22 protein-coding genes are annotated in these 23,647 nt (G+C 43.4%); 9 read left to right on the top strand and 13 right to left on the bottom strand.

Annotation, left to right across the window (positions count from 1 at the left end):
• Window positions 1-89: 89 nt before the first annotated feature.
• A complete protein-coding gene (locus AC3D28_RS12705) occupies window positions 90-743 on the bottom strand; it encodes a GGDEF domain-containing protein (RefSeq protein ID WP_488534964.1) in 654 nt (217 codons plus the stop codon).
• A 331-nt stretch (window positions 744-1,074) separates the two neighbouring features.
• Here AC3D28_RS12705 and AC3D28_RS12700 point away from each other — a divergent pair, with 331 nt between their 5' ends.
• Entirely contained in the window at window positions 1,075-1,917 is an 843-nt protein-coding gene (locus tag AC3D28_RS12700; RefSeq protein ID WP_488534963.1) for an ion transporter, read from the top strand.
• Here AC3D28_RS12700 and AC3D28_RS12695 read toward each other — a convergent pair.
• From AC3D28_RS12695 to AC3D28_RS12680, 4 genes are read right to left on the bottom strand one after another with little or no spacing between them, the layout of a single operon-like run.
• Window positions 1,893-2,672, bottom strand: coding sequence for a hypothetical protein (locus AC3D28_RS12695; RefSeq protein WP_488534962.1), 780 nt, complete (start codon window positions 2,670-2,672; stop codon window positions 1,893-1,895). The two genes, AC3D28_RS12700 and AC3D28_RS12695, sit on opposite strands and share 25 nt — an antisense overlap.
• Window positions 2,673-2,704: 32 nt before the next feature.
• On the bottom strand, window positions 2,705-3,760 hold the full coding sequence (locus AC3D28_RS12690) for a hypothetical protein (protein WP_488534961.1): 1,056 nt from the start codon (window positions 3,758-3,760) through the stop codon (window positions 2,705-2,707).
• 9 nt (window positions 3,761-3,769) lie between these two features.
• A complete protein-coding gene (locus tag AC3D28_RS12685; protein ID WP_488534960.1) occupies window positions 3,770-4,663 on the bottom strand; it encodes a DNA repair protein in 894 nt (297 codons plus the stop codon).
• A 49-nt stretch (window positions 4,664-4,712) separates the two neighbouring features.
• Entirely contained in the window at window positions 4,713-6,233 is a 1,521-nt protein-coding gene (locus tag AC3D28_RS12680; protein ID WP_488534959.1) for an ISNCY family transposase, read from the bottom strand.
• Window positions 6,234-6,359: 126 nt separating this feature from the next.
• Between AC3D28_RS12680 and AC3D28_RS12675 the strand changes: the two genes are divergently transcribed.
• Together AC3D28_RS12675 and AC3D28_RS12670 are read left to right on the top strand one after the other, a co-directional pair.
• Complete coding sequence (locus AC3D28_RS12675) at window positions 6,360-6,980, top strand: hypothetical protein (RefSeq protein WP_488534958.1); 621 nt, start codon at window positions 6,360-6,362, stop codon at window positions 6,978-6,980.
• 14 nt (window positions 6,981-6,994) lie between these two features.
• Entirely contained in the window at window positions 6,995-7,399 is a 405-nt protein-coding gene (locus AC3D28_RS12670) for a TerB family tellurite resistance protein (protein ID WP_098416710.1), read from the top strand.
• A gap of 69 nt (window positions 7,400-7,468) precedes the next feature.
• Here AC3D28_RS12670 and AC3D28_RS12665 read toward each other — a convergent pair whose 3' ends face one another.
• The 7 genes from AC3D28_RS12665 to AC3D28_RS12635 all read right to left on the bottom strand — a co-directional run bounded on the left by AC3D28_RS12665 (window position 7,469) and on the right by AC3D28_RS12635 (window position 13,484).
• Window positions 7,469-8,044, bottom strand: coding sequence for a hypothetical protein (locus AC3D28_RS12665; RefSeq protein ID WP_488534957.1), 576 nt, complete (start codon window positions 8,042-8,044; stop codon window positions 7,469-7,471).
• A 37-nt stretch (window positions 8,045-8,081) separates the two neighbouring features.
• Window positions 8,082-9,038, bottom strand: a complete 957-nt coding sequence (locus AC3D28_RS12660; protein WP_488534956.1) for a helix-turn-helix transcriptional regulator — start codon at window positions 9,036-9,038, stop codon at window positions 8,082-8,084.
• 544 nt (window positions 9,039-9,582) lie between these two features.
• Window positions 9,583-10,152, bottom strand: a complete 570-nt coding sequence (locus tag AC3D28_RS12655) for an outer membrane beta-barrel protein (RefSeq protein ID WP_488534955.1) — start codon at window positions 10,150-10,152, stop codon at window positions 9,583-9,585.
• A gap of 910 nt (window positions 10,153-11,062) precedes the next feature.
• The gene (locus AC3D28_RS12650; protein ID WP_488534954.1) at window positions 11,063-12,034 is read right to left on the bottom strand and encodes a sensor domain-containing diguanylate cyclase; all 972 of its coding nucleotides are present in this window, start codon (window positions 12,032-12,034) and stop codon (window positions 11,063-11,065) included.
• Window positions 12,035-12,302: 268 nt separating this feature from the next.
• Window positions 12,303-12,593 carry a YkgJ family cysteine cluster protein gene (locus AC3D28_RS12645; RefSeq protein WP_098416719.1) on the bottom strand — a complete coding sequence of 97 codons (291 nt, stop codon included), beginning with the start codon at window positions 12,591-12,593 and terminating at the stop codon, window positions 12,303-12,305.
• 221 nt (window positions 12,594-12,814) lie between these two features.
• Window positions 12,815-13,096, bottom strand: a complete 282-nt coding sequence (locus tag AC3D28_RS12640; protein ID WP_488534953.1) for a hypothetical protein — start codon at window positions 13,094-13,096, stop codon at window positions 12,815-12,817.
• A gap of 250 nt (window positions 13,097-13,346) precedes the next feature.
• A complete protein-coding gene (locus AC3D28_RS12635) occupies window positions 13,347-13,484 on the bottom strand; it encodes a hypothetical protein (protein ID WP_488534952.1) in 138 nt (45 codons plus the stop codon).
• A gap of 459 nt (window positions 13,485-13,943) precedes the next feature.
• Here AC3D28_RS12635 and AC3D28_RS12630 point away from each other — a divergent pair, with 459 nt between their 5' ends.
• The 6 genes from AC3D28_RS12630 to AC3D28_RS12605 all read left to right on the top strand — a co-directional run bounded on the left by AC3D28_RS12630 (window position 13,944) and on the right by AC3D28_RS12605 (window position 22,067).
• Entirely contained in the window at window positions 13,944-14,369 is a 426-nt protein-coding gene (locus AC3D28_RS12630) for a hypothetical protein (protein ID WP_488534951.1), read from the top strand.
• Window positions 14,370-14,387: 18 nt separating this feature from the next.
• Window positions 14,388-15,935: a hypothetical protein gene (locus AC3D28_RS12625; protein WP_488536090.1), complete on the top strand. Its 1,548-nt coding sequence runs from the start codon at window positions 14,388-14,390 to the stop codon at window positions 15,933-15,935.
• The gene (locus tag AC3D28_RS12620; protein ID WP_488534950.1) at window positions 15,928-18,732 is read left to right on the top strand and encodes a site-specific integrase; all 2,805 of its coding nucleotides are present in this window, start codon (window positions 15,928-15,930) and stop codon (window positions 18,730-18,732) included. Before AC3D28_RS12625 ends, AC3D28_RS12620 begins: the two co-directional genes overlap by 8 nt.
• Window positions 18,729-20,009 (top strand): hypothetical protein, encoded by a 1,281-nt coding sequence (locus AC3D28_RS12615; protein WP_488534949.1) that lies wholly within the window; start codon window positions 18,729-18,731, stop codon window positions 20,007-20,009. The genes AC3D28_RS12620 and AC3D28_RS12615 overlap by 4 nt, the downstream gene beginning before the upstream one ends.
• A 286-nt stretch (window positions 20,010-20,295) precedes the next feature.
• Window positions 20,296-21,459, top strand: a complete 1,164-nt coding sequence (locus AC3D28_RS12610) for a tyrosine-type recombinase/integrase (RefSeq protein ID WP_488534948.1) — start codon at window positions 20,296-20,298, stop codon at window positions 21,457-21,459.
• The gene (locus AC3D28_RS12605) at window positions 21,456-22,067 is read left to right on the top strand and encodes a hypothetical protein (RefSeq protein ID WP_488534947.1); all 612 of its coding nucleotides are present in this window, start codon (window positions 21,456-21,458) and stop codon (window positions 22,065-22,067) included. The genes AC3D28_RS12610 and AC3D28_RS12605 overlap by 4 nt, the downstream gene beginning before the upstream one ends.
• 294 nt (window positions 22,068-22,361) lie before the next feature.
• Here the strand turns inward: AC3D28_RS12605 and AC3D28_RS12600 are convergent, their stop codons facing one another.
• Window positions 22,362-23,489 carry an ISAs1 family transposase gene (locus tag AC3D28_RS12600; RefSeq protein WP_488534946.1) on the bottom strand — a complete coding sequence of 376 codons (1,128 nt, stop codon included), beginning with the start codon at window positions 23,487-23,489 and terminating at the stop codon, window positions 22,362-22,364.
• Window positions 23,490-23,647 lie beyond the last annotated feature (158 nt).

Raw genomic sequence — 23,647 nt, 5'->3', positions numbered from 1 at the left:
GAGGCATCAGGGGCTTTTTCAATTTATACCATTGAAGACGAGCCAACATAAAATATTTGCTCCGATATCTTTCCACTTATTTATCTCCATTACAGATGATTGATTTTATTATTTTTGGATTTATACATAGAAAGGTCCGCTTTTTCTATCAATTGTTTGGGAGACATAACCTGAACGCTGTATGATTTGTCGTACAGATAACGCCCCATAGAAACTGACACTGATATCTTGTGATCATTAATATTGATTGGACCATGTAAGCGTAGGTTTTTTTCAACATTTAAGCTCCATCTCTTGAGATCTTCTTCAGAGGTATTTGGTAAGATTGCAATAAATTCATCGCCACTCAGACGAGCAACACAACATTCTGGCTGTCGACATTGCTTTAATGTTTTACCCATGTAATTTAATGCTTGGTCTCCAGCAGCATGTCCAGCAAGATCATTGATTTTTTTAAGGTTATCGATGTCCATATATACAATACCAATGGTGCTTATCTCTTGATTTTTTAACCAGTTTGCAATGGTTTCTATCGCTGCCTCTCTGCTTTTCAATCCGGTTAAATAATCATGATTCAATCGGGTGTTCAAGTTTGCGATATTTTGTATTAATACACTTTTCTCTGCTTCTAATTCATAGATTTTATTGAGTAATATTGATTTTTGGCAGGATATTATGTTGCCCCCTGGAGCAGGAAGCGTTACTTGACCTTCGATATGTATAAACAACGTGTTATTTTTCATGCTTTAACCTCTCAGTGTCGACGATTTAAATTTACTCGACAATGCGTCGTTATGTGTCGCATCAAGATTAAGCGCATATTTCAATGAATTCTGATATTATTCTGAACCATGGACTGGGTATTCTCTACAAAGCCAAAGATAGATAACGCCCAGTAATACTTTGAAAAACACCGTGACATACATAGCTCATATCTAAGAGGTAGGCATCTAGCGTCGTGTTGTCATAAGATAGACCGTACTTGTAAGAGTAATGATTATTTTATTGCATTATATGCACTCGACACCTTAGATCAGTTTTGTGACCGATTACAAACAACAAAGAACGTTAACCATGCATACAAAGGTAAAGGATATATACCCAGAAAGTCTTGAGCGCTTATCTGCTTTCGTCATTATAAGTTCATTGATCATTTTATTTGTCCAAAACCTGATAGATAATGTGATGCTCTTTCAATACATAGACTTACTTGTGCTCGGTTACTTCTCCGTTGAGTTCCTTGTCAAAGTCGGTGTCTTATCATGGGGGACTTACATTCGAGATAAAGCATGCCAATTTGATCTGCTTTTACTTCTTATCAGTATCCTTTCTATCCCCTTTTCAGATGTCGATAGCGTCATTTACCTTAGAATTTTTAGATTAATTTCTGTTATTCGAATATTCAGAGTCATCCCAAATGGTTCTCAAATCCTAAGGGGGTTGATTCGGGCGATAAAAAGTTCTAAAGCAGTACTTGCATTATTATTTACTATGTTGTGCTTTTTTTCTTTAATTGGTTTTATTCTTTTTTCTAACTCCGTACCAGAATACTTCAGCCCCCCCTTCTCGTCCCTAAACACAGTATTTGAAATATTTACCATTGAAAACTGGGGAGAGCTGCCTGACTCGATAGACAAGATCAACAAGCCAGGCTTACATGCATTAGTAAATGCTTTTACTATTATTGTTTTAGTTTGTGGCGGATTTATTGCGGTATCTCTTGCAAACGCAGTTTTTGTTGATGAGCTGGTGAGTGATAATAATGATGACTTGAAGAAAGAAGTACTTCAGTTAAGACAAGAGAATCTAGAAATAAAAAAATTACTTTATGAGATAAAATATAAGATTCGATTGATGGAGCACTTTTTAAAAGAGCTCCAAATCATAAAAAGTCAAATAATCTCTAAGGTACTGTGATTTTCAAGTAATGCCATAAAATCATCACTAGACTTTATTTTCAAATCAATATGCATAAAGTCAGCAATACTTTCTACTTCTTTATTTACATTTCGGTTGTTTTTAACTGCATCATTTAGCTTTTCATTAAGCTGACGGAATTGTAGTCTCTCTTTCGCCAGTCTCTCAATAGAAGCGTTTTCAAAAGCGTCAGTATTTTCTTTGATTTGTCGGATCCGCAATTCAAAAACTTCTTTGACTCTTTTTTGCCTCAAGTCCGCTTTAGTAGAAAATATATCTGCCTGGTCTATCATCCAGACCACTATAGCTGAGCCAATTCCTGAGATCATGATACTCGTTGCTTCTTTTAGATGTTCACCAATAATAGGGATATTGGCAATGTAAGAGCCTAGGCTTGTTTCAAAGGCAAAGCTTAAATAGGTTACTATTGTAGTGGCAAGCAATTTTGTAATCGCATCTGCCTTTTGGGCCTGAGTGCTATCGCTCATGAGTATTTTTATCGATTGAATAATTGCCGAAAATCCTTCAGTGAGAATTTTTAGCGCGCTTTTTAACATACCAACAAATAGCTCAACTACAGCATTTATGAAGTATTTTATGAAATTTTTCAATGCGTCTTTTAGAACATGAAAGCCAATACTTTTAATATTGTTAATTACATATTTATAAGCTCGATGAAACCTTGCTTGTATTGCTTCAAGCTTTGAATTCGTCTCAAAACCACTTAATACACCATTTTTTAAACTGTCCGTCAACTCAAAGAAAATTGGTTTAATTATTAAAATGATCAGTTCACCATACCTTTTTGTTCCAATTCATTTTTTGTCTGTTTATAAGATTCCTCACCCAATTTCATTGAAAGAGTGCTGTCTTTCTTTAAGTTCTTTACTACTGAATCATTTAGCTTTTTTTCTATTGATTGAGTGGCGACTTTATCAGCTTTAAGTGACTTATTTAAAGTTTCATCGCTCGGGGCATGTTTAATCCAATCTTTTTCATTTTGCGAGAGTTTTTTCCCTTCGCCTTTTTTTTGCTCAATTCTTTGTTTTTCCTGATTAACCCAGTCTGTATAATCTGACCAAGACATGTCTCCTTTAGATGTGTTTAAGGTGCCAGAAATGACTTTGTAGTTGTCGTCTTGATTTAACGCGTCTTTCAAGTCGTCGTTAGTAAGTCCTCGACTAGAACCATATGCGTCAAAAGCGTGCTTTAAAGGCACTTGATGGTCAACATTCATCTCGCTAGGAGCAGTATTTATCCCGTTATTTTTACGACTTTTATTGTAATCACTGCTCCGTTTGCGTAATGCCTTCCTTACTCCATTAGGATTGACTTCTAACTCACTATATACTCGCGTTTTTCCTTCCATGTATCTATTTAAGTAAGAGTCTTTCCTCGCTGTCATTCTTCCCTTATCTTCGAGCGTCTTTCGATCGTACTTTCCTCTTTGCGCACTTTGATTATCACTGTGCGAATTTAAGCGCGCCTTCTCCAGTCTTGCATCATCGACCCGTTCAGGTGCCTCATCATAGCGGAAATGCTGTATCTCATTAACTAGTCTCGTTGCCGTTAATCCATTTTTTGATAAGTCCAGCTTGGAACTTCTTACAAAACCATCACATACGCTTAAAATAATTGGTTGAATAAGAGCGTCACCAATACCAGATTGACTTTGATTTATTTCTTTTTCAATATCTTCTAAGACTTTTAAACTATCTTTTTGGTCGTGAAGCTCTACATCTAACAAGATCTTGCTCGCCTGTAATGGTGAGCAACCCTGAAGCTTTTTAATGATATCTTCACTCGAAAACGAGGTTATTTCATAGTCTTTGTTCTGATTCATACGGGACCTTTATGCACACAAAGACTGTGCTTGAGTGAATTCGTATATGTTTTTCGCTTTCTGGCTATCATTCTCTATCAGCTTACCAGTGTCGGATAGGTAACCGAGATTCGCCATTTGCTTCAATACTATAGAAAGACTAAACAACGCTCGGAACTCTTCTAAGTGGACAATAGGCAAAAGTCTAAAGTCGAGTTTATGCGCAAACACATCTGAGCTATTGCTCATTTGATGTAAACGTTGGCTCTGTATTCCATACTCAAAACGCTCAAGGAGATCACTGTAGCTTTTGATCAGCTTGTCGAAATAAACGATCACATTATCAATAGAGTCATTGATGATGCTTAACTGTTTTTGTTGTGCTTCTAGCTTTGCAATATCTTCGTTAATACGTTCACGCTCTTGTTTGGCATTGGCCAATGAGGCTTTGGCTTTCTTGCGGGTGAAGATACCAAGTGTCAGTACCATCCCGAGCGTATCGAGCATCCCCATTTTGTTGAAGTCGATTTCCATGATAGCCGCTTTAGCCCTAAGACCACGTTGATTTTGAGATTCTAAAATATCATTATCAAAAAGCTCTTCGAAAGGCTGACCTTTTACTGTGACGTTATGTAAGCGCCGTGAAATGCTAATAAAACGCTCGAAGTGGACGTTATATATATCGTATTTTTGCGCGTTTATTTGACTGATTTTTTCCTCGATACTTGCTGATATACCGGCAACGGCGACTTCGTAGACCAGCTTAGCATCGTCGTAACGTTTTTTCGTTTCTGCATATATGGCTTCAGCTTCATCTGCATAGTGTTTGCCTGTAAAAGCATTCCAAACTTTGGCAGACTTCTTCTTAATATGTTGAACTGCACTAGTGTCATTACTGAGGGAACATGACGGGATAAGTACCAATCGATTCTGTCATGCTCTTACATTTTAGTCAGGATTAATACTTTTCACCTTACACCTCGATGTTCAGGGACTGTGATCTTTTAATCCTAAGCTCTCTGGTGTTGAGTTTTTCTTCCTTCCAGATATTTTTAATCGTACCGATACTCACAGTGATATTGTGCTCTTTTAATGACACCATCAGTTGCATCAATGTGAGGTGAGGGTTCTGCAATGTCAGCTCGATAATCTTATCTTCTGCATGCTCTGGTATGCGGTTCTTACTGCGTTTGAGAGGCTTATTGATCCGTTTTAACCCCATCGGCCCTTCCTCTGCCATTATTTTCTGATAGGTGTAGAGGGATTGACGGGAGCAGCCAAGGATACGAGCGGCTTTAGTTATACTTCCTAACTGTTCAACAAGCTCTAGTGCTTCTATTTTTCGTTGAACCTCTTTGCCATATTCACTGCATTTGCGAGGCTCAACGAGTTCTGTGATGTCGAGCCGACGATGACCAAAATAGGCAGAGAATGTACCATCGAACTGACAACGGATTTCCACTTGCTGGTTAACGATCGAATAACGAACGGGCGAGTCGATGACATACATTTTATTGTCAAAGCTAAACGTATGGTCTCGGCGTATCTTGCGATACTCTTTCTGCACACAGACAGTATTCAGATCTAAATCATCAGGTACACACTTAAAGGCCGAGCACAAGCTTGTAGGTTTAACCATGACGTTTTCTACCCAGTAGTTTGGTATGAACTCTTCTTGTAAATACCGATTCGCATTTTCCATATCGGTGATGCTGTGCAATCGAAGTTCTGGCACCAGTCTATCTTGGAAGGTATCGAAGGAGCGCTCTATCCGCCCCTTACCTTGAGGTGAGTTGGCGAAGATAATTTCGATACCGAGTTCATCACAAGCTCGCTGCATTTGCGAGAAGTTGCTGCGTTTCGGCCCACCAAAGATACCTGCTCGATCCACGTAGAGAGTTTTGAATATGCCTCGCTTTTCGATATAGGCTCTCATTACTTTCATGCAGCCTTCGGTAGTCTCTGACGGGAAGAACTGCGCATGAATATCACTGGTCGCATCATCAATGATGGCAATCAAGCAAGACTTTTCATCACCGAACCAGCGATGAGGACTGCCATCCATTTGCAACATAAGCCCAGGCAACGGCATACGCTCTCGATACTTTCTTACTCGACTTCTACGGCGTTTAGAACGCTTCACATGGTGAATGTCATGAGCCCAAGAACGCAACGTTTCACGCTTAATCGACAGCCCTTCATTTTTGCTCAGAAGTTCAGAGAGGTGTTGAAGGTTAAAGTCGTAGTACTTGGTTTGAATGAGGGCTTGAACCTCTTTCTTGAGTGACTCAGGGATCTTATTGATGGGAGCACGACCAGTGTTACCATAAACCACGAACCGAATGCCTTCCTTGCGATAGCGACTCAAGTAACGTTCAACGGTTCTTCGTGATTTTTGCAGTAATTGCGTGGCACTATTGATAGTAATTTTGCCATCAATGACTTTGCTAATGATATCGACAGTAAACTGTGATTTTGAATCCATATAGAACATCCTTAGCACCCTTTAAAGCTCATTTGATTACTTTAAAAAGTACGCTAAATCAGTCCCGACATTTTCCCTCGGTAGTTATTGTAATGACAAAGTCGCTTGGTAATTAAAGTACGACAGAATCCCTTGGTGATCACAGCCGATACTCTTAATGCCCTTTCCAGTGTCGAAAATAATCACATGAAAACAATTGCGACTCTGACAGATAAGCAAAGAGAAGAGTTTGATCAAATCCAAAAATTATTAAGTTTTTCTCATAATAAGTTTAGTGAGTTCCTATTGAACTTGAAAAAACTCAATGAACGCTCAGAGTTCTCACATAGACAGTCAAACGTGGCAATGTTAGAGCAATTAACCACTCAAATCCAAAAGCTATGTGTAGACAATCTTGTCAGTTTAACCAATGAATTGGCTAAACATCAGGAATTAGAAATTGACACTGAAGACTTTGTTAAGAAGCTAGGTGACTGCAAAGTCACGCAAATTGAAGACAAACATTCTGGACAAGTCACCTATATCAACTACGACAACAACATCAAAAGAAGAAGTGATACTTATGCCAATGAACGGTTGAAGTATCAAATGTTATTTAATGAAGAGGGTAAGCCTCTCATTGGTCGAGAGTTTGATGACAAAGGGAATATTGTATTTGAATACAACTACAATGATGCTGGTGAAGTAACTGGACGCATAGAAAAAACTTTTGATCAATCGGGTAATGAAATAAGCCAAGTAGAAGTCGCTTACTGAGAGAGGGAGCAATAATGTATTTATCAGAACTAAACATCGGCGAAAAAAAGAACTTCCTTGAGTTAGCAAAATTTTCAATGGGGCTAGACGGAGAACAAAAAACGGAAGAACAAGAGGTTTACCAGTCTTTTGTGCAGGAATGTGGTTTAACGGAATACGAGCTGAAAAAGCAAGACAATATTCAATCAGTGATCAAAGTTCTCTCAAAAAGTAAAAATAAAAGTAAACGAATTGTCCTTCTTGAGCTTTATGGGATCCTATTGGCTGATGGTGACGTTAGTAAGGAAGAAAGTGACTTTATGACCGAATTGTCCAACCAGCTTTCTATCGAAGAGTACGAGTCTAAGAAGATTCAACGTTGGGTTTCTGCAATGAATGATATGGTCTCAGAAGGCTATGCAATGATTGACAAGGAGTAATGATGAGTTTTTTTAAGAGCGCTTATCGTTGGGCGGCAAGTAAATGTAGTGCAGTTAAAGAAAAAGTCTCTAGTGCAGTTCAACATTAAGAGTATCGGCATGTTTATTATCGATGAAACTACTTAACGTATGTAAATCACTTTTAATCGCCTTTATACCCTCAGCAATGAACTGCTCGGTGGCGTCTTGCTGTTGCTTCATTAAATCGAAAGCTTTCGTCATCGTAACGCGTTGCGTTTCTCCTATTTCCACAATATCTTTTTCAAGAGAAGACGTTGATGTGGTAACTAGGTTGTAAACTTGCTCATTGTATGTCGACATTGCTTGAGAGTTTAATTCCTGCTTAGATAAGATGTCTAACCCTTGTTGTGTGACGGTGCGACTGAGCTCATCGGTGGCCTTGTGAGAGGCATCGATAGAGTCTGAGAGTCGTTGCGTGGTCGCTTTCAAATTTAGATCTTGAGCGTCAAATAATGCTTTAATCAATGAGTCATTGTTTTCAAAAGCTTGTGTCAGCTTGTTACTCTCATCAGTTAGACTTCTGTGGAGTTCGTTTTTTTTACTTATCGAAACGCTTTGAAGGATGACTATCAAAGATGAGCAACCAACCAATGTCCAGAATAATATTTCTAATGTTATTTCCATTTCTATCTCTTTGTATTAATGGTGACGTTTTTAATTACTACTGAGAGCTCAGCTCAATATCCCATACGTTTTTACCAAAGCTATTTAACCATTTAGTCAAGTAAAGTGAATCAATGACGCTTGCAGACACTTTCAAGCTATCGCCTAAGTCAAAAATACGTTGGTCTTCTGATATTGGTGTTTCATACAAGAAATATCCTTCAGACTTTTTTATATGAAACGTCAAATAAGAATGCTCTCCTTCACCAAATCCGAACCTGCCATCAGCATCGTATTGGGCTAAGTCGAACTCTCTTGGTCGTTCAAAGTGAAAGGTGGACAATGTTGCCTCGAGAACTCGATGCACAGCCAACGTCCTTTCATTAGAATAACCATCAAAGCGACAAACTAGGTACAAACGATTTCCTTGTTGCGCCATTCCTAGAGGCATTACTGACGTTTTTTTTATCTCACCGTGTCTATTTTTAAATTTTACAGTTATCAACCTATTTTCATATAAGCCTTGGCTTAACACATTAAGAACATTAAGGTTCATCTCAGGAGGTAATAAAGGCTGAGTCTCACTAACCACCCTTATTTTTTTTAACCAGTCCTTCTCCTTTTGATTGTTTGGTGTGTCATTTAAGTTATGTTTGGCTTCCTGAAAGAAACTGTCCATGGATGCTGAAACGTTTTTGGGGAGGAGTCTTGCTAAATATTGATGCGCTAAACTGAGCAATAGTGACTCATGAGGTGACATGGTAGGTACGCTAAGCATAGGGTGATGTTTTATAATTTTATATCCATAGGGCTTACTTTTATCATTACGATCTAACGCGAACTGCTCAGACAACGTTTCCATGACCCGCTGTATAGTTCGAACGTCTCTTTTTATACCCACTTCACTTAACTGACTTTGAAGTTCTTTAATTGTAATGTACCTAGACGTGGGGATACGTTTAAGTATTTCAAATGCTAATGTCAATGACTCGTTTAACGATGATTTTTTATTCATTATGATATTTTACCGCACTTCATCTGATACTTTTAAACACTCGTCAGTTAGGCTAGCCGATGCGACTTAAAATCCAATGTGCATAGCTTTCCACAAGGCATCTTTACTTCACTGGATTTTATGATGCCATGCGACATTTCGTGTCGTATTAATAACCATTAGATGGTTTTTTTGGCTGTTAACTTGCTTAGCTGTCTGGAGATTGTTCTTTTGCAATTTTAAAAAGCGTCTTCATATGAAAATGAATGTTTATTCAATCGCTGAACCAACCGTGAACCCCTAATTAATAATCAGTTCATTCTCAAGTGATGGTTATGTATTGAGAGCTCCCATAAATCCACTAACACATACCCATGCTTCAAAGTAGATGAGTAAAGTCGGTCCGTATCGGACAACTCCGATTATGTCATCTGGTATTGAGGGGGGGCATAGTAACTTCATACCTCAGCGTATAATTGAAAGCATATTTTTTTACTTTATTATTGGCTTGAAAGTCCCTACCTTAGCAGAGCGACCTAGGTTAGTTTAGGGTGTAGAGGTTAAGTTAGAAGTAGTAACGACCACCAACATACAAGCCACGAATCGCAATTTTTACATCATCAATTTCAGTATTTGCGCTTCGGTAACCGACATTTAAGCTAATGCTTTCATTGATGTTATATCCGCTCTCTACACCAAATTGATAGCCTGTTTCAGACTCTTCAACGGTATACTGTGTGTCATTTGTCTTATCTTTCAGAGTCATTTGACCTAACCCCAATACACCCGCGATGTAAACGCCAGTATCAAAAGTATATTTAGGCTTAAGATTGACAAAGATCGCATGCCCATCTGCTTGCATCACTCCGAAAAAGTCCACCTCGCCAAAGGTTCGGTATTCAACTTCACCTGCAAGTTTAAAAGACTCTTCTATATCTGATTCATATCCTATAACGGCACTAAAACCAACATCATTTGATTTTTCGATTGATGCACCACTATTTTCTAGTTCTGTGTCATTCGCAAACGCCACATCAGTACCTAGATAAAAGCCTGTTTTGGTATCAGCAACTGCCGTATTAGTAATGAAAAAAGTTAACACTGCCAACGAGAATACATTTTTAATCTTCATCATTACCCTAAAAATCTCACTAGTTATGCCTATATGCATTCACATAATTTTAATTTTATCAATAATTACATGACATTACCGAACGGCATGATATTCGACATCATATTGATAAACAATGACTAACGTCACACCGACTGAATCACATACAACATTAAACCTATATTAATTCCATGATAAAAAGTGGGGCGAGTGGTTTCATCTTATTCCCCTTAGCATCGATAAAAAAAGACTCAATAAAGGGACAAACAGCATGAAAAAGTAATAAATTTCGATTTTCAGATAGTGATAGCCTGACCTCAACAACCAACGCAAACAGGCACATCACGTATTTCAACGAGAACTTTGTCGCGTTTCCGGGCAAGATGAAGAAGAGTTACTGGGAGGCTTCCTCAAGGCCGTTCACATAAGAATGTGCTTCGTTACGCATTTGTTCAGATTGAGAGTATATTCAACAAGGTAAGATCTGCATGGGCTGGTAACAATAGGTGCAAAGCACCTCAACACTACTGGGTATCGGCTTTTATGACGCTCATGCATGGAGTCAGCCCCACGCTGGGTATTGTGATGATATCTCCCATATGTAACTGGCGCTGATGATGAAGCTCTTCGAGCCGCAACGGCAAAATCAACGTCACAAGTAAGGATACCTTTAAAGCCATTGTGAATGACTTAGGTCCGGTCGGCTTGCAAAATCATGTCACTTTCCTCTACTTACGTTAGTAGGCCGAACTCACTTACTCGCTCAACGTCCAGAAAGGTTGCAACGACTGCTTAAACAGTTCAAGTTAATTAAATGAGAGCCCTTTAAAAATAAGGATATTTATGCGTTTGCCCTGGGTGGACAAAGGCCCAATAATGCCGCTATTTGAATGAGGGCGGCGTCAGCTGAACTGTCCAACCAGTGCTCTCATATTCATGAATTTTCCGCGTGATCCAGATGAATGAACCTCACACCATTTTTCCCGTTTTTCTTAATTTGATACATGGCCAGATCGGCTTGATGGTACACTTCTTCAAAATGATGTCCGCTCTGACTAAAGAGACAAACGCCAATACTGATTCCAATGGTTACGTTAGTAAGCGTCTGATTAACCGCAGGAGTAATCGAAAATAAAAGGCCGTGACAAAAGCGGGTGAGCTCTTCTTGATCTGAATATGAGCATAAGACGACGAACTCATCCCCGCCAATGCGTCCAACCTCAGCCTGAGCAGGGGCCAACTCTTTTAAACTGTGTGCAATATTAATCAGTAATTGATCACCGGCCTGATGGCCCAAATTATCGTTCACGGCTTTAAAGTTATCGATATCAAAAAATATCATTGCGGCTTTTTGCAGGGTTTCGGCGTCTTTACGAGCATAAAAACGTTCTTCAATTGCACTTCTATTGAGCAATCCAGTCAGCCGATCGGTGGATGCCAACATGGCTAACTGTTGTTCAAACCGTTTTTCTTTCGTGATATCGATGTGCGTTCCCATCATACGAAGAGGAGAACCATTGGCATCGTACTCAACAATACGCCCTCGATCATAAACATAGCTATCACTGCCATCTTTATGAACCATTCGATAAATGACCTCATACAAGTTGGCTTTACCCGACAAATGATCCTCAAATGCTCTTACCGCAAGTTCATAATCATCGGGATGCAGGTTGTTTTTCCAGGTTTCGACCGTGGCAGTCAGTTCATGTGGTTGGTAGCCGAGCATTTCGCCCCACTCCATGTTGAATATGGTGAGCGTGCCTGATGGAATGTGCTGCTCCCACAAACACAAGCCATTGCTATCCAGCGCCGCATTCAACTTTTCTTGTAGGCGAGTATTATGACTTTTTAGCTCTCTATTTTCTTGTTCTAATTGTGCAATTTTATCTAAATACTCTTCCATTATTTCAATCAAAGTTAGGGGGCAAAGTGTTAATACAAAAAGCGGTCACTGTCTATGCTCATTCAACTTAAGTGCCGTTTTTAAGAATTGAGAATTGAGAATCATCCATCATTCTGAATGCCAACAAGCCTGTCCTTCCTAGTCGCGGCGCCATAACTAGAGAGCTTTTACCACTGGCTCATAGAAGCCGTTCGTCTGTGTCAGTGTCTAATGAACACGCTAGCTATAAATCACCACTCACGACCTCATCATGATAATGACACCTTTTTTATAAAAACTTCACTCGCTCATCGATACACTCATAAGAACCCATGTCGAACTCCCGACATATCCAAGGCCGGTTTTCGTAGATTGTGCACATGTACGTTTCTCGGTCTAAGGCCGCACACCAACCATCGTTTAATCGCATCATCGTCTCGCCACCATACTGGTCACGTTGGATAAATTCGTCTGGTACGCCAGTGTCTGAAATGATCATCACTTCAAGACGACAACAACACGCTTTACAGTTTGAGCAAGAGACATTAGAGGAAGCGGCGTTTTTAATCGGTATATTCATGAGTCACTACAATTTAGTCAATTCTGCATCATACCTTAAAATTTAATCTGAACTATCCCAAATTTCTAGAAGATACTTGCCCTGCGAACGATAGAAGTACGGCAAAGGTGTGAATAAGATCCTCACCTCAAAGCAATCACCAGCGTATTAGCGATATTACGTCAGTATTCAGCACTTTTCCAAAGTGCGTGACACCGCCAACGGATGACGAAAGGCATTAACTAGCCCTGTGAAACGCCCTCAACTTCTGTCACGCTATGGGCATTGGCTCGCTCTATAATTTTCAATATCACCGTCTGAATACTCTCATCTTCACGCACGTCCTGCTTGGAAGAGAATGTTTGACATTGTGGTTCAGCTCCCTCTTCAAGAACGAACTTTATGACGACTTCTGTCGCTAATTCTGACTTCTCACCGAAGTACTCGATAGAAACGAGTGGGTAACCTTTAAAACCTTTACCAACTTGCTTGGCTATTCGCTTTTTTGCTTTATCTATGTTCACTTTTAACTCTCATATGGTTATGAACTTCAAAAAAAGGTCACACATCTTAGTCGAAAAAACTTACCCGACTCTGCTATGACGTCTTTCATTTACGCTTTCGTTGATAATCTATCGGTAAAGTACACAAAAAGGAACGATGATATTGGCCAGTTAAGCCAAACACCTGATCATGTTAAGCTCCTGCGTGCTCTCGCCTATTCATAGCAGGAAAATGATAACGAAAAAGTGCGACTTACCTGCTTATTTCTTATTATGTTGCTCTTTTCTCTTTTTTGAGATTTTTCTCATAGAAAATATCTGCAAAGTCCGCTTCGGTTAATACACCAAGCAAAAGATCTCTGACGACATCAGCAAGTAAGGCGTTGTCGATGACAATTTCAAACTCCATGACAACTAGACGCCGTGTTAATAATTGAGCAACGTCACCATTGTGTCTAACCTATTGTGCGTAAACACTAAAGCCGATCCAAACCGAAATGGCTAAGCGTCAGGGAGCTGTCTTAAACGCTTTGTATCCTGCTGCCTGCCGCTCCAGGCGAACCAACCTCCATAGACAGCTCTATTCAACCATTTAAATCACTTTTTCTATCAATTTATTGTTTTTGAGATCAATCCTCCAAATTCTCACAGTAATTGAGAAGTTCGTCCAAAAACCATTTCAACGACCTAATAAATGTGATTATGATGAAAAAAAACACAGAGACACCATATATCGACCAAGCAATAACCATATACACAATATGTAGACACCATGAGTTTCACTGACCGTATTTCACTGACAAGGAAAGCAAGCGAAGTGATGAGACCAAAACTAAAGAAAGTGGGATTCCCCGCCCTTCGCTTTCAGATGCATCCGTTACTCCATGCATTAACGCAAGAGGATCGCTTTCAGTTAACGCAAACGCCACCGCTCGACGCTATCTCAGTGCACCACCTACAGCGCCTCCTCGATTGTCACCCAATCCCCGTCACACGGCCCACCACCACTGAGCAATACCAATGTCTCGTGCCGATCCCCTTTGTTGAACGATTGCGATCGCATCCACAACGCGCCGATTTGATGGTGACCCTACTCATATATGACGACGACGAAATCCAAGACGCACTCACCAGCTTTCTTTTATTTGAGCCGGCACTGGCGCTCTCCACTCAAACTTTTCAGACTCAGAATATCCATCTCCGATTTCGTCAGTTCAAAGCACAGGGCATCCCCTCGCCAACCAAAAAAGCACTCGCCGCACTCGCGAATTGCTCTCCATCCGCATTTCGATGAACAAAGGAGAAAGCCGTGATGAGAACCTTTCAGCATTTAGCTCACGAAAACCGCCAAAAGAACGCCGGCGGATGCTATCCGGATGCGCTTGCCCATGCGACGACACTGGCCATTATGCTGCGCAAATTGGCTCGGGAAGATCCGAAAGACCGCTCCGCCATGACAGCGGTCGCGCTGTTTCTGTGGCTGACGCAAGCCTGGCCGGACATTCATTCCCCCAACGACATCCCTGACTTTGTTAAAATCTCCGGGGCGACGCCATGCCGAGAGAATGCCTTTCGTACCTACAAAGATGGCGCGCTCTCATGGGCGGAATACGTACACCGGTATCGTGACGGAAAGAAGACGCATTATTTATGGCAGCCATTCCCGACCTACCTCAATGCGTTGTTCCAACCCTTGATCAGCGCGCAAAGTTATGAGACCCCCTTCCTACGACCAAAAACGAAAGTTCGCCTGTTTCACATCATGAAAAAAAAATGGCGCACGCCTGTGTCACTGAATGATTATCCGCGAGTAAGAAAAGACACTTTTCATCAATATCTGATTGATTGCGCATTGGTTGACAATACCCTGACCCCTATCCCTCGCGCTCAGATTGTGTCTCCTAACCGAAAACATCATAAACATGCCGACACTTATCAGCGCAGCGACAGTGATCGGGTTCGGTACAAGCTGTTTGATGCCTACAATCGCTACCTGTCGCGACTCGTGCGAGCGGCCCGCAATGCCAAGCTATCGCCACACTTTGACGTCTTTGTCGGTCAGCATGCCATCAATCTGATCGCGGAGCATCCCAAAATCCCTCTATACCTCTCGCAACCGGGGCGGATCGCTCAAACGGTTTTAGAGACCGTCAATGGGACTCAGCAAAGCATCCGCAGTCCCGCCACTCCATTAGGCAGTCAACGCTACCTGGAGGAAAATGCCATCATTCGTTTCTTTAACGACCTGTTTGTACATCTCCACGCCCTCAAACCCGATAAGTCTGCGAGTAAAAAACAATGGGTTGCCTATTACAATGGTGCGACGCATCGCCTGGCGTTACTGTTCATTGTTCTGACGGGGACGCGCCCAACGCATGGGATCAGTATTTTGGCGCAACACTATTGGGGAGGCGACATGGTATTTGTCAAAGACAAAGGTCGACTGCGACAAATCATCCTTTGTGACTATCTCCATCGTGAAATCCAGCACTACCGTACGCTTCAATCGGCTGTCCTCTCTATGTGGGGACCCCACCCAGAATTAGACGAGATGTGGTTTTGCCTCAACGACCATGGCCAGCCTGACCCCTTATCCAGTCGAACGTTACGCCAGTTTATGCATCAACACTGGCCTGGGGTCGTCCCCTACCAGCTACGCCATTTCTTTGCCCAAAGTGCGGTCAATAATGTTTCCTCGACTCGATTGCTCGACCAGGATATCGACCGTCTGATGGGGCACGAAAATCTCGGCGAACATTTGGGCAGCGATGTGATTTTTCCAGACACCTTTGAGGCGATGAAAGTCTATCTCAACCAGTACGCTGAAAGGCTGGGAATGCAGGAGTTTGCGTATGTCTGAGATCATTCAAACCCTTACCGAGTCGGTACGCGATCACTTTGCCCAATCCGGACAAACCTGCTGTGCGCAAGGCGATCTGCTCTGGGTACTAGAACGCTGGCCCATTGCTGAACATAAAACGCGCTCACTTTGCAAGGCCGATATAGAGCCCATCGAAAAGCAAATCAGCGTCGTCCCCACCGGAAAACAAAAACACTACAAACAAGCCCTCAAAGACATCTTGTTTTATCTGCAGGATGCCTGCCATTGGGTACTGCCTGAAGCGCGTCAGCCCAGCATTCGAGATACTGACTATGAATGGTTTGCATCCATTGCCAGCGAAGCGCAACAGGCCAAGCAGATCTATACCTGCTATCAACAACAAAAAACGCAATACCTAACCCGGCGAGACGACTTGTCCGCGGCGTTCATCGCACTGATGATTGGCTTTGAGATTGCCCCTCTGTCGCTTTACCACCTTTCTCAACTCTTGAGCGATCCTACGTCCATCACGATGGATAACGCCATGCCCCGTCTTCGAGTGCATCACCGATCGTCTGACAAAGAGGCACCTTATTCTACGCATTACCACCTCCCGCTGATGAGCTATCGCTTACTCAGTGATTACTATGCACGCTCCCCCGAACCTCAAAGTGAACACCACCTTCACCAGCAACTGACGCGGTGGTTACAGTCGCATGCGTTACCCACCACGGATCGGTTCAAATGGTCAAGACGGTTTCAGATCAGTTGGTATGCCCGCCATCGCTTGCCCCCGGTTTTTATCAGAGATCTCGCGATCCCAGAACGGCATGTCAGCCTCATAAGCGAGCATCAAACCTCGCCGCTCAAAGACGCCGATATTTATGCCATTGACTGGGACATCAACTGGTTTGAACGCTTAAGCTCATCGAGCCGCAAAGTACGCTGGCCTCATAATGCTCTGATCAAGGCCTATTCGCCTTCAAAACCGATGTCAACGCCGATACCACCGGCACCAGTGCGGGACGTCAATAACCTTTTGCCGCGTTTACTGTACGACTATACCTTGCAGCTGATCACCTCCGGCGGTGTGAAAAAAACGCGGCTAGCTGCCAGCACCATCACAAAATACACCGGTCTCGCCAGTCACCTGGAAGCCTATCCGTTATCCTATTCTGACGCCATTAACGAAGAGGCAATCAACGTCTGGGCACAAACCGTCTACGACTCGCTCACCACCGAGTCAAGCCAACACCTTTTCTTGTATTTTCTGCGTTTTCTCAGCATTCAGGAACAAACCGACAGCATTGATCTGACGCGATTTTCATCCCCCATCACGCCGCCTTCTGTGAGTCCGGCTCGTTTGACGCTGGCGCAGTTAGATACGCTTATTCAAACGCTGATCGCCACCAATACCACGCACCCGTTTCGGAGTCTCTTTGCGGTTATGGCCACCTTGCTGGGCTTTTTCAGCATGCTTCGTCGGGGAGAGGTGCTGCGCCTTCGTTGCCAAGACGTTCAGTTTGTCCCTAAAACGGGCTTACTGAGCTTAATCATCACAAACACGGAAGAAGGGCGGACCAAAAGTGGGCGCTCTCGCACCGTGTCTATCATCCTCCCCGAGCGGTATCGCACCCTGTTTCGGGTGCTCTTAACCATCAAAAAAGGCGCGTCACCCGCCAGTCCACTGCTAGGATTTGAAGGTGAGAAATACCATTCCCGGCAACTCTATTACTTTGTCCCCATCACTCGTGCCTTAAAGAGGCACTTCGGCACGCACATGAAGTTTCATCATCTTCGTCATTCCGGCGTGCACCTTTTGATGCTCCAAGTGCTGCATTTTGTCAGTCGCACACCGGCGCAAGCTCGAGGGGACACACTTCTGGAAAAAGAAGTCATGTCGGATAGCGTTATTGCCGCCCGCTTTGAGAAGTGGCTGGAAGGGCGAGATATCCGTGAGGTGAACGACGGCCTTGTCCTTGATAAGGTCTGCGAGCAAATTGGTCACACCCATTATGCAACGACCCGGTGGTCTTACTTGCACGACATTGACTGGCTCCTTCCGATCCTCAGTCAGGCGCACCAACCGCACATTGCCAGAGACTATACGCACTCAGAGCTCCGGTATCTAATGAGACTGTCCCCGCAATCCAATGATTTATCCAGACGCCTGATACGACTGAGCCCCCATTACGCACAGAAAACGCTGGACGAGAAACGCAGCCAAACCATTGCACTCACCGACGCCGAGCTGCGCGCCGCGATATTCGGCTCCTCCCAAGCGACCGAAGAGAAGCCGCCACGCGATCATTTTCGAGATTGGCAGCGCTCAATCCACACCAGCCACAACACGTTACTCGGTTTTCTCTTTAAAACCATGATGGTCAATCAATCGCTCGATCTCGCCGCGCTCAGTCAAATCTGGAGCCAAGGCTGTCAACATGACATTCAACCCATCGATAAAAAGTCGCGCACCGCCTTTCGTCAGCTCCCTCCGATTAAATTGTCGGGCGATGGGCGCGCACTTCACATGACGATGGCCTGCAACCTAAAAAATGCACGCGCCTTTGCGGCCGCTTTTCGGCACAAAGAGTGGCGATGGTTAACTTGTCACTTCGAACTCGCGGTGAATCGAAAACTCAACCCAACTCGACAAATAGCTCTGCTTGAGCAGCATTATGTCCAAGGCAAAGAAACCGTTCGCGTCAATCGGCACCCGTTAGGCCAGACGTCGCTCACTATCGTTCTGACGCCCAAGTTGCCAGTTTCCAAACCGGTTCTCACTTTCACACAACAATTTATCGAATCCATGTCACTGCAAAAGGTCACACCATGAACATCATCATTCCAGCCAATAAACGCCCGCTTCTTCAAACCTTGTTAGAGCGTATCGATACGCACTATGTCGACAGTGTCGTGACCGTGCTGACGGATAAAGCCGACCGCACCATCACGTTTGTTTGCGGACAATCCCCTTTTTGTTCCGAGTGCCAGTTGATCCTGGATGAACGCTCAACGCATGTAAAAGATAAACAGTTCTCCATCGATGGCAGCTTCGCAAAACAGCTCATTCATTATTTTGTCAAAGGAGAAGATATCGAGCTGGAGTTCGACATCGGCGCCTCCGGAACAATGTTCGTAGAATTGGTCGATACAACCGCACTTAGCAAAGATGAGTATCAAACGGCGGCGCTGCGCCGCTGTCAGTGCGGAGATGCATCCGATGATCATTTGACCTATTTGACGGATAATCAGCACCGTCCCACTACAACTGCCTCCAAAGCCACCATCGAACGTATCGTGTACGAAGCGCAAGAAAACGTTCCTTTTGAGTTTCTTGAACTGAATAAGGAAAAACAGTACCTGCGAGTACAGCGTCAAGGTGAAGTCGAAGATAAATCACTCCCCCGAGACTTAACGCTTCCCGTTTCACTGGTGTTAACGCCCGAGACTACGCAACAAATGACCGAACTGTGTCGCCTCACCAGTGGTAACGAGATTGAGATCGCTCAGCAGGGCGAGGCGGTCACCTTCAAAGCGCCAGAATGTACCTTAACTTGCTCGATAGCGGGGGTCGAAGCGTTCTACCAGAAAAAGCCCGATCCGATACGCACATTAAAATATGTCGCTCTGAACCTGTTCGCGTTTAAAAAAGAGCTCGAGCATTGCTTTAAACATTACGGGCGGATCAAAAAAGCCAATGACGCCCTGCTTTACTTAGGCGAGAACCAAGCGGCGATTGCGGTGCTGACCGACCCTTATGAGTTTGTGCATCCCATTCATGTGTTTGAAGTCGGTCAAAGCGAACCTCATGCCGGCTCACTGTTTCGTTTCTCACCGCGTGATTTAGAGAACATCAAGATCAAAAACTCGTTAGACGCCAAAAAGACCCGAATCGACATTTTTGAAACGTCACACGGCGAGCTAAAGCTGGGGGTGTACTATTCTCTGGAAGAGAAGCTGCCGTATGACACCATTGCCATCGAAAAAGACGAACGTCACCTAAAAAAAGTGTTCACGATGATAGAGAGCATTGAGATAAAACAAGGAGACACCTCATCCACTGCGTCAGAACAACAAGGCGATCTGTTTACCTTTGACGATGATGAGTAAAGCAAAGAGGATGAGTAAAAACACAAGTGGAAAGAAGAGGAAAGACAAAAATACTGGACAAACGCACAGTATGCCTTATAGTAAATGATGATATTTCAACCAATAGTGACGATTTTCGCTCCTATTGGAAAAATAGAAAAGCAGTTGGGATAGGAAGGCGGCAACCTCCCTACCCCGTATCGGCTGCAACGACATTTAACCCGACCCAGCCGATGGCTCAGATTCTAGCGAATTCCATCGGTCAGGGACAGATCTATTTATCGATCTCATACTGATGGAGGCCAGCATGGCACACATTCGTATTCGCCCAAACGGGCGCATTCAATTCGATCTTCATTTGTACGGCCGCCGCTTTCGTGAAGGCACAAAGCAAATGGCGACCCCAAAAAACCTCAGTCAAGCCAAAGCCCTTCTCAAACAAATGAATGCGGAGATTGACTTGAACACTTTTCAGTACCGCGACTATTTCCCCCACAGCAAAAAGGTGTCCATTTTTGAGGCGCTACAACGAACAAAGCATCCCGATCGCCTCTATCCGTTTTTTGATGAGTTCGCCAACGAATGGTTCGAGCGCCAAAAAGGCAAATGGAAAAGCAGCTATCAACAAACGGTGCGTAACACCTTAGACCGTTATCTTATCCCCGCCTTTGGCAATACGCTCATTAATGAAGTGACGTTAGCGAATGTGGAATTCTTTCGTGAAACGCTCATCAATCACTTGGACGATAAGGGCCATCGCAAGCTTTCCAATAAACGCATCAACGGTATTTTATGGCCACTGGTCGCCATTTTAGGCCTCGCCGCGGATGAGCACCAATTTACCTACCCACTTCGCCGCTACAAAACACTCAAAGAAGAACAAGCTGACTCGCATCCAATGACCGTGCAAGAGGTTCACCGCTTTTTGGAGACGGTGCCCGCCAATTGGCGTGACTATTTTGTCGTCCGATTCTGGACTGGGATGCGCAGCTGTGAAATTCATGGTCTGCACTGGGAACACATCGACTTTGAGCACCGATTGATCCGTATTCGTCAAAACCTTGTCAGCGGTGAGCTAGGCGACGTTAAGACCCCAAAATCCCGACGCGAACTCAAAATGTGCGACACACTTCTTGATGTCTTCACCCGTCTCAAAGCCCAACGTTTGGATGACTCGCCCTTTGTTTTTACTCACCAAGGCAAGCCCATCGATACGCATTTCGTGAGTAAACGCCTTTGGTATCCGACGCTTGAAAAAGCTGGGCTTAAACGTCGACGCCCCTATGAAACACGGCATACCGCCGCGGTGCTTCATATTGCAGCCCACGAAAACCCGCTGTATATCTCGCACATGCTAGGACACAGCGATACCCAACTCTTGTTCAAAGTCTACGCGCCCTATGTGGCCAATGCGTCACGATCCGATGGCAGTTCGTTTAATGAATTGATGAAACAGGAGGGGTTTCGATGAACACGGCTCTTTCATTCGAAGCGCAGTGGGATAAGCTCAACACCTTGCTTGATTTTCAGCACGCGCACGACAACACGCTGGTTATCCTTGCATTAGGCGGATTATCTCAAGAGATACAGCGGCTTTGGTGGCAGTCCGAAGCGCCTTTTGATTTGCAACCTTCGGCACTTTTACAAGACAGCCTGTCGCTGTATGCCCAGCGCGGCTGGCAGCAATACCGAAACGATACCCTTTTGTTTCATGCGCTCAATGAGCATGTGAGCGCATGTTTTGGCTCACAGAGCCATTGTTATTTCGATCTTGATCTGCACCAGCGTTATCCGCAACTACCGCTCATTAAGTTTTGGCTCGCGTCAGCATCATGTTGCTGCCGCGCCTACCCAGTGGATCAAGGAGAACTGTGGTTCAAGCACCTTCGATTGACTCAAGCCATGACCCTGGCAATGGAGCAGCAGTCATACTGTCCTGATAGTCTCGTCGGGTATGGCGAGAAGTGGATTATGATCTTAGATGTGGAAACTCGGTGGATTGTGATTTGTAGTAACCAACCATTTCTGCCATTCAAAGCATTGGGGTTTCAGTTTTGGCACTGTTGCTATCCCTCATAAAACATAAAACTGAGGTGACCGTGCGATAAAACGCAACGAGTCGCGATGGCCAACAAAAAGAGAGAAAAGACATAAAGAGAGAGCGCCGATCAGTCAATCGGTGCTCTGAATAAAACTGGATCACTACAGCGTCAATTACCTTCAGGATGACCCTCTCGTAATAACATTGCGATAGAATCAGGATCAAACGTCAGGCTATTTTTCCCCAGCATCACGGAAACCGCAGAACATCACCGTCACGTAGGCTTACAAGAACTTTGTTTAGGTAGCACGGAAACCGCATGAACATCACCGTCACGTAAGGCTTACAAGAACCTTGCTTAGGTAGTTTTCGTCCATAGCGCAGTTCATCCGTTTGCGTTTAATCCCACCTTTAAATGTGGTTTCACTCTTTAATAGGTTCAAACACATCTGCCTGATCCTTGCAAAAGCCTCTGCTCGATCATCCGCTCTAATCCGAGAATTGTCCTCATAAAATGCAGTATCGAGGGACCAATGCATAACCTCTACACCCCAATGAGAACGCGTCGCGTCAAGCAGCGTTTGAGCTGCTAATTCTTTAGAACAAATGTAGTAGCGTATACTGACATCTTGCTCTGTGGCGACTGCCGACTCTTGACGAACTGAAGCTACTATACCCATTGATTTCAACTCCGGCCATTCGTGCTCAATATCGCCTAAGACGGATAAATCGCAATTCACCAAAGCCACTCGTGTTTCCATTCTTCCATGACTTTTTTCTTGGGTACTGTAAGAGCTACCGTCGAAGTCTTGAAGCATATCCATACGAAAATAGTCATCAAAAGCTTGCTCTAACTTTCCTTGGTTGCCTTTGACTGCCAGCAAATAATCCGCTTCTTTGTCGAGTATTTTTTGCGCTATTTTCTTTTGGCAACCCATTGCATCAATAGTAATCAGGCAACCTTTTATATCTAACAAGTCAAGTAACTTGGGGATCGCGGTAATCTCATTGCTCTTACTATCAACCTTATACTGACCAATACTCATACCATTTGCAGTAGCAAAAGCATTCACCATATGGATCGTCCCTTTGCCTTTTGAGCGGTCGTACGAGCCACGCAGTGTTTTACCATCAATAGCAATAACTTCGCCTTCCGTTAGTGTGTGGCAGTCTTTCATCCAGGCGATAAAGCTTCTTTGTAATGCCATTGGATTTATCATACCCATCACTCGAGACAAGGTGTCTGCCGATGGGATCCCTGCATCAAAATTACCATATCGTTTTAAAAAATCTAAGCGAGCATGACCAAAGTCTATAATGCCATCCCAACCATCATGGCCCGACAAGACACCACAAATCGTCAGCAAAATAATGTCTGATAACTTATGATCTACTTTGCTTTCTTGTCGATAATCTTTAATCACTTGGAAATGCATAAAGGGGTTGGTTAACTCGCTCATATTTAGGCTCCTATATTGTCTAGGAGCTATTACAAAACAACGAAAAAGATCTACAAGACGATCTTTTATTGCATATGGTTACATTAAAACTTTGGGAAGGCTGTTTGAATAGCCACCGACTTGATAGACACCTTTTAGTTAGACAAAATGACTAACAG

It is taken from the genome of Vibrio sp. TAP-3B, from assembly GCF_057784735.1.
The sequence above is the reverse complement of the archived record's forward strand: the minus strand, read 5'-3'. Positions and strand labels throughout refer to the sequence as shown.

What these genes read in the sequence shown, in the direction of transcription:
- AC3D28_RS12660 (WP_488534956.1), bottom strand. Translation starts at nt 9,038, where the DNA reads ATGAATAAAAAATCATCGTTAAACGAGTCATTGACATTAGCATTTGAA.
- AC3D28_RS12600 (WP_488534946.1), bottom strand. Translation starts at nt 23,489, where the DNA reads ATGAGCGAGTTAACCAACCCCTTTATGCATTTCCAAGTGATTAAAGAT.
- AC3D28_RS12690 (WP_488534961.1), bottom strand. Translation starts at nt 3,760, where the DNA reads ATGAATCAGAACAAAGACTATGAAATAACCTCGTTTTCGAGTGAAGAT.
- AC3D28_RS12615 (WP_488534949.1), top strand. Translation starts at nt 18,729, where the DNA reads ATGAACATCATCATTCCAGCCAATAAACGCCCGCTTCTTCAAACCTTG.
- AC3D28_RS12630 (WP_488534951.1), top strand. Translation starts at nt 13,944, where the DNA reads ATGCATCCGTTACTCCATGCATTAACGCAAGAGGATCGCTTTCAGTTA.
- AC3D28_RS12645 (WP_098416719.1), bottom strand. Translation starts at nt 12,593, where the DNA reads ATGAATATACCGATTAAAAACGCCGCTTCCTCTAATGTCTCTTGCTCA.
- AC3D28_RS12680 (WP_488534959.1), bottom strand. Translation starts at nt 6,233, where the DNA reads ATGTTCTATATGGATTCAAAATCACAGTTTACTGTCGATATCATTAGC.
- AC3D28_RS12665 (WP_488534957.1), bottom strand. Translation starts at nt 8,044, where the DNA reads ATGGAAATAACATTAGAAATATTATTCTGGACATTGGTTGGTTGCTCA.
- AC3D28_RS12625 (WP_488536090.1), top strand. Translation starts at nt 14,388, where the DNA reads ATGAGAACCTTTCAGCATTTAGCTCACGAAAACCGCCAAAAGAACGCC.
- AC3D28_RS12670 (WP_098416710.1), top strand. Translation starts at nt 6,995, where the DNA reads ATGTATTTATCAGAACTAAACATCGGCGAAAAAAAGAACTTCCTTGAG.
- AC3D28_RS12650 (WP_488534954.1), bottom strand. Translation starts at nt 12,034, where the DNA reads ATGGAAGAGTATTTAGATAAAATTGCACAATTAGAACAAGAAAATAGA.
- AC3D28_RS12610 (WP_488534948.1), top strand. Translation starts at nt 20,296, where the DNA reads ATGGCACACATTCGTATTCGCCCAAACGGGCGCATTCAATTCGATCTT.
- AC3D28_RS12605 (WP_488534947.1), top strand. Translation starts at nt 21,456, where the DNA reads ATGAACACGGCTCTTTCATTCGAAGCGCAGTGGGATAAGCTCAACACC.
- AC3D28_RS12700 (WP_488534963.1), top strand. Translation starts at nt 1,075, where the DNA reads ATGCATACAAAGGTAAAGGATATATACCCAGAAAGTCTTGAGCGCTTA.
- AC3D28_RS12655 (WP_488534955.1), bottom strand. Translation starts at nt 10,152, where the DNA reads ATGATGAAGATTAAAAATGTATTCTCGTTGGCAGTGTTAACTTTTTTC.
- AC3D28_RS12620 (WP_488534950.1), top strand. Translation starts at nt 15,928, where the DNA reads ATGTCTGAGATCATTCAAACCCTTACCGAGTCGGTACGCGATCACTTT.
- AC3D28_RS12705 (WP_488534964.1), bottom strand. Translation starts at nt 743, where the DNA reads ATGAAAAATAACACGTTGTTTATACATATCGAAGGTCAAGTAACGCTT.
- AC3D28_RS12635 (WP_488534952.1), bottom strand. Translation starts at nt 13,484, where the DNA reads ATGGAGTTTGAAATTGTCATCGACAACGCCTTACTTGCTGATGTCGTC.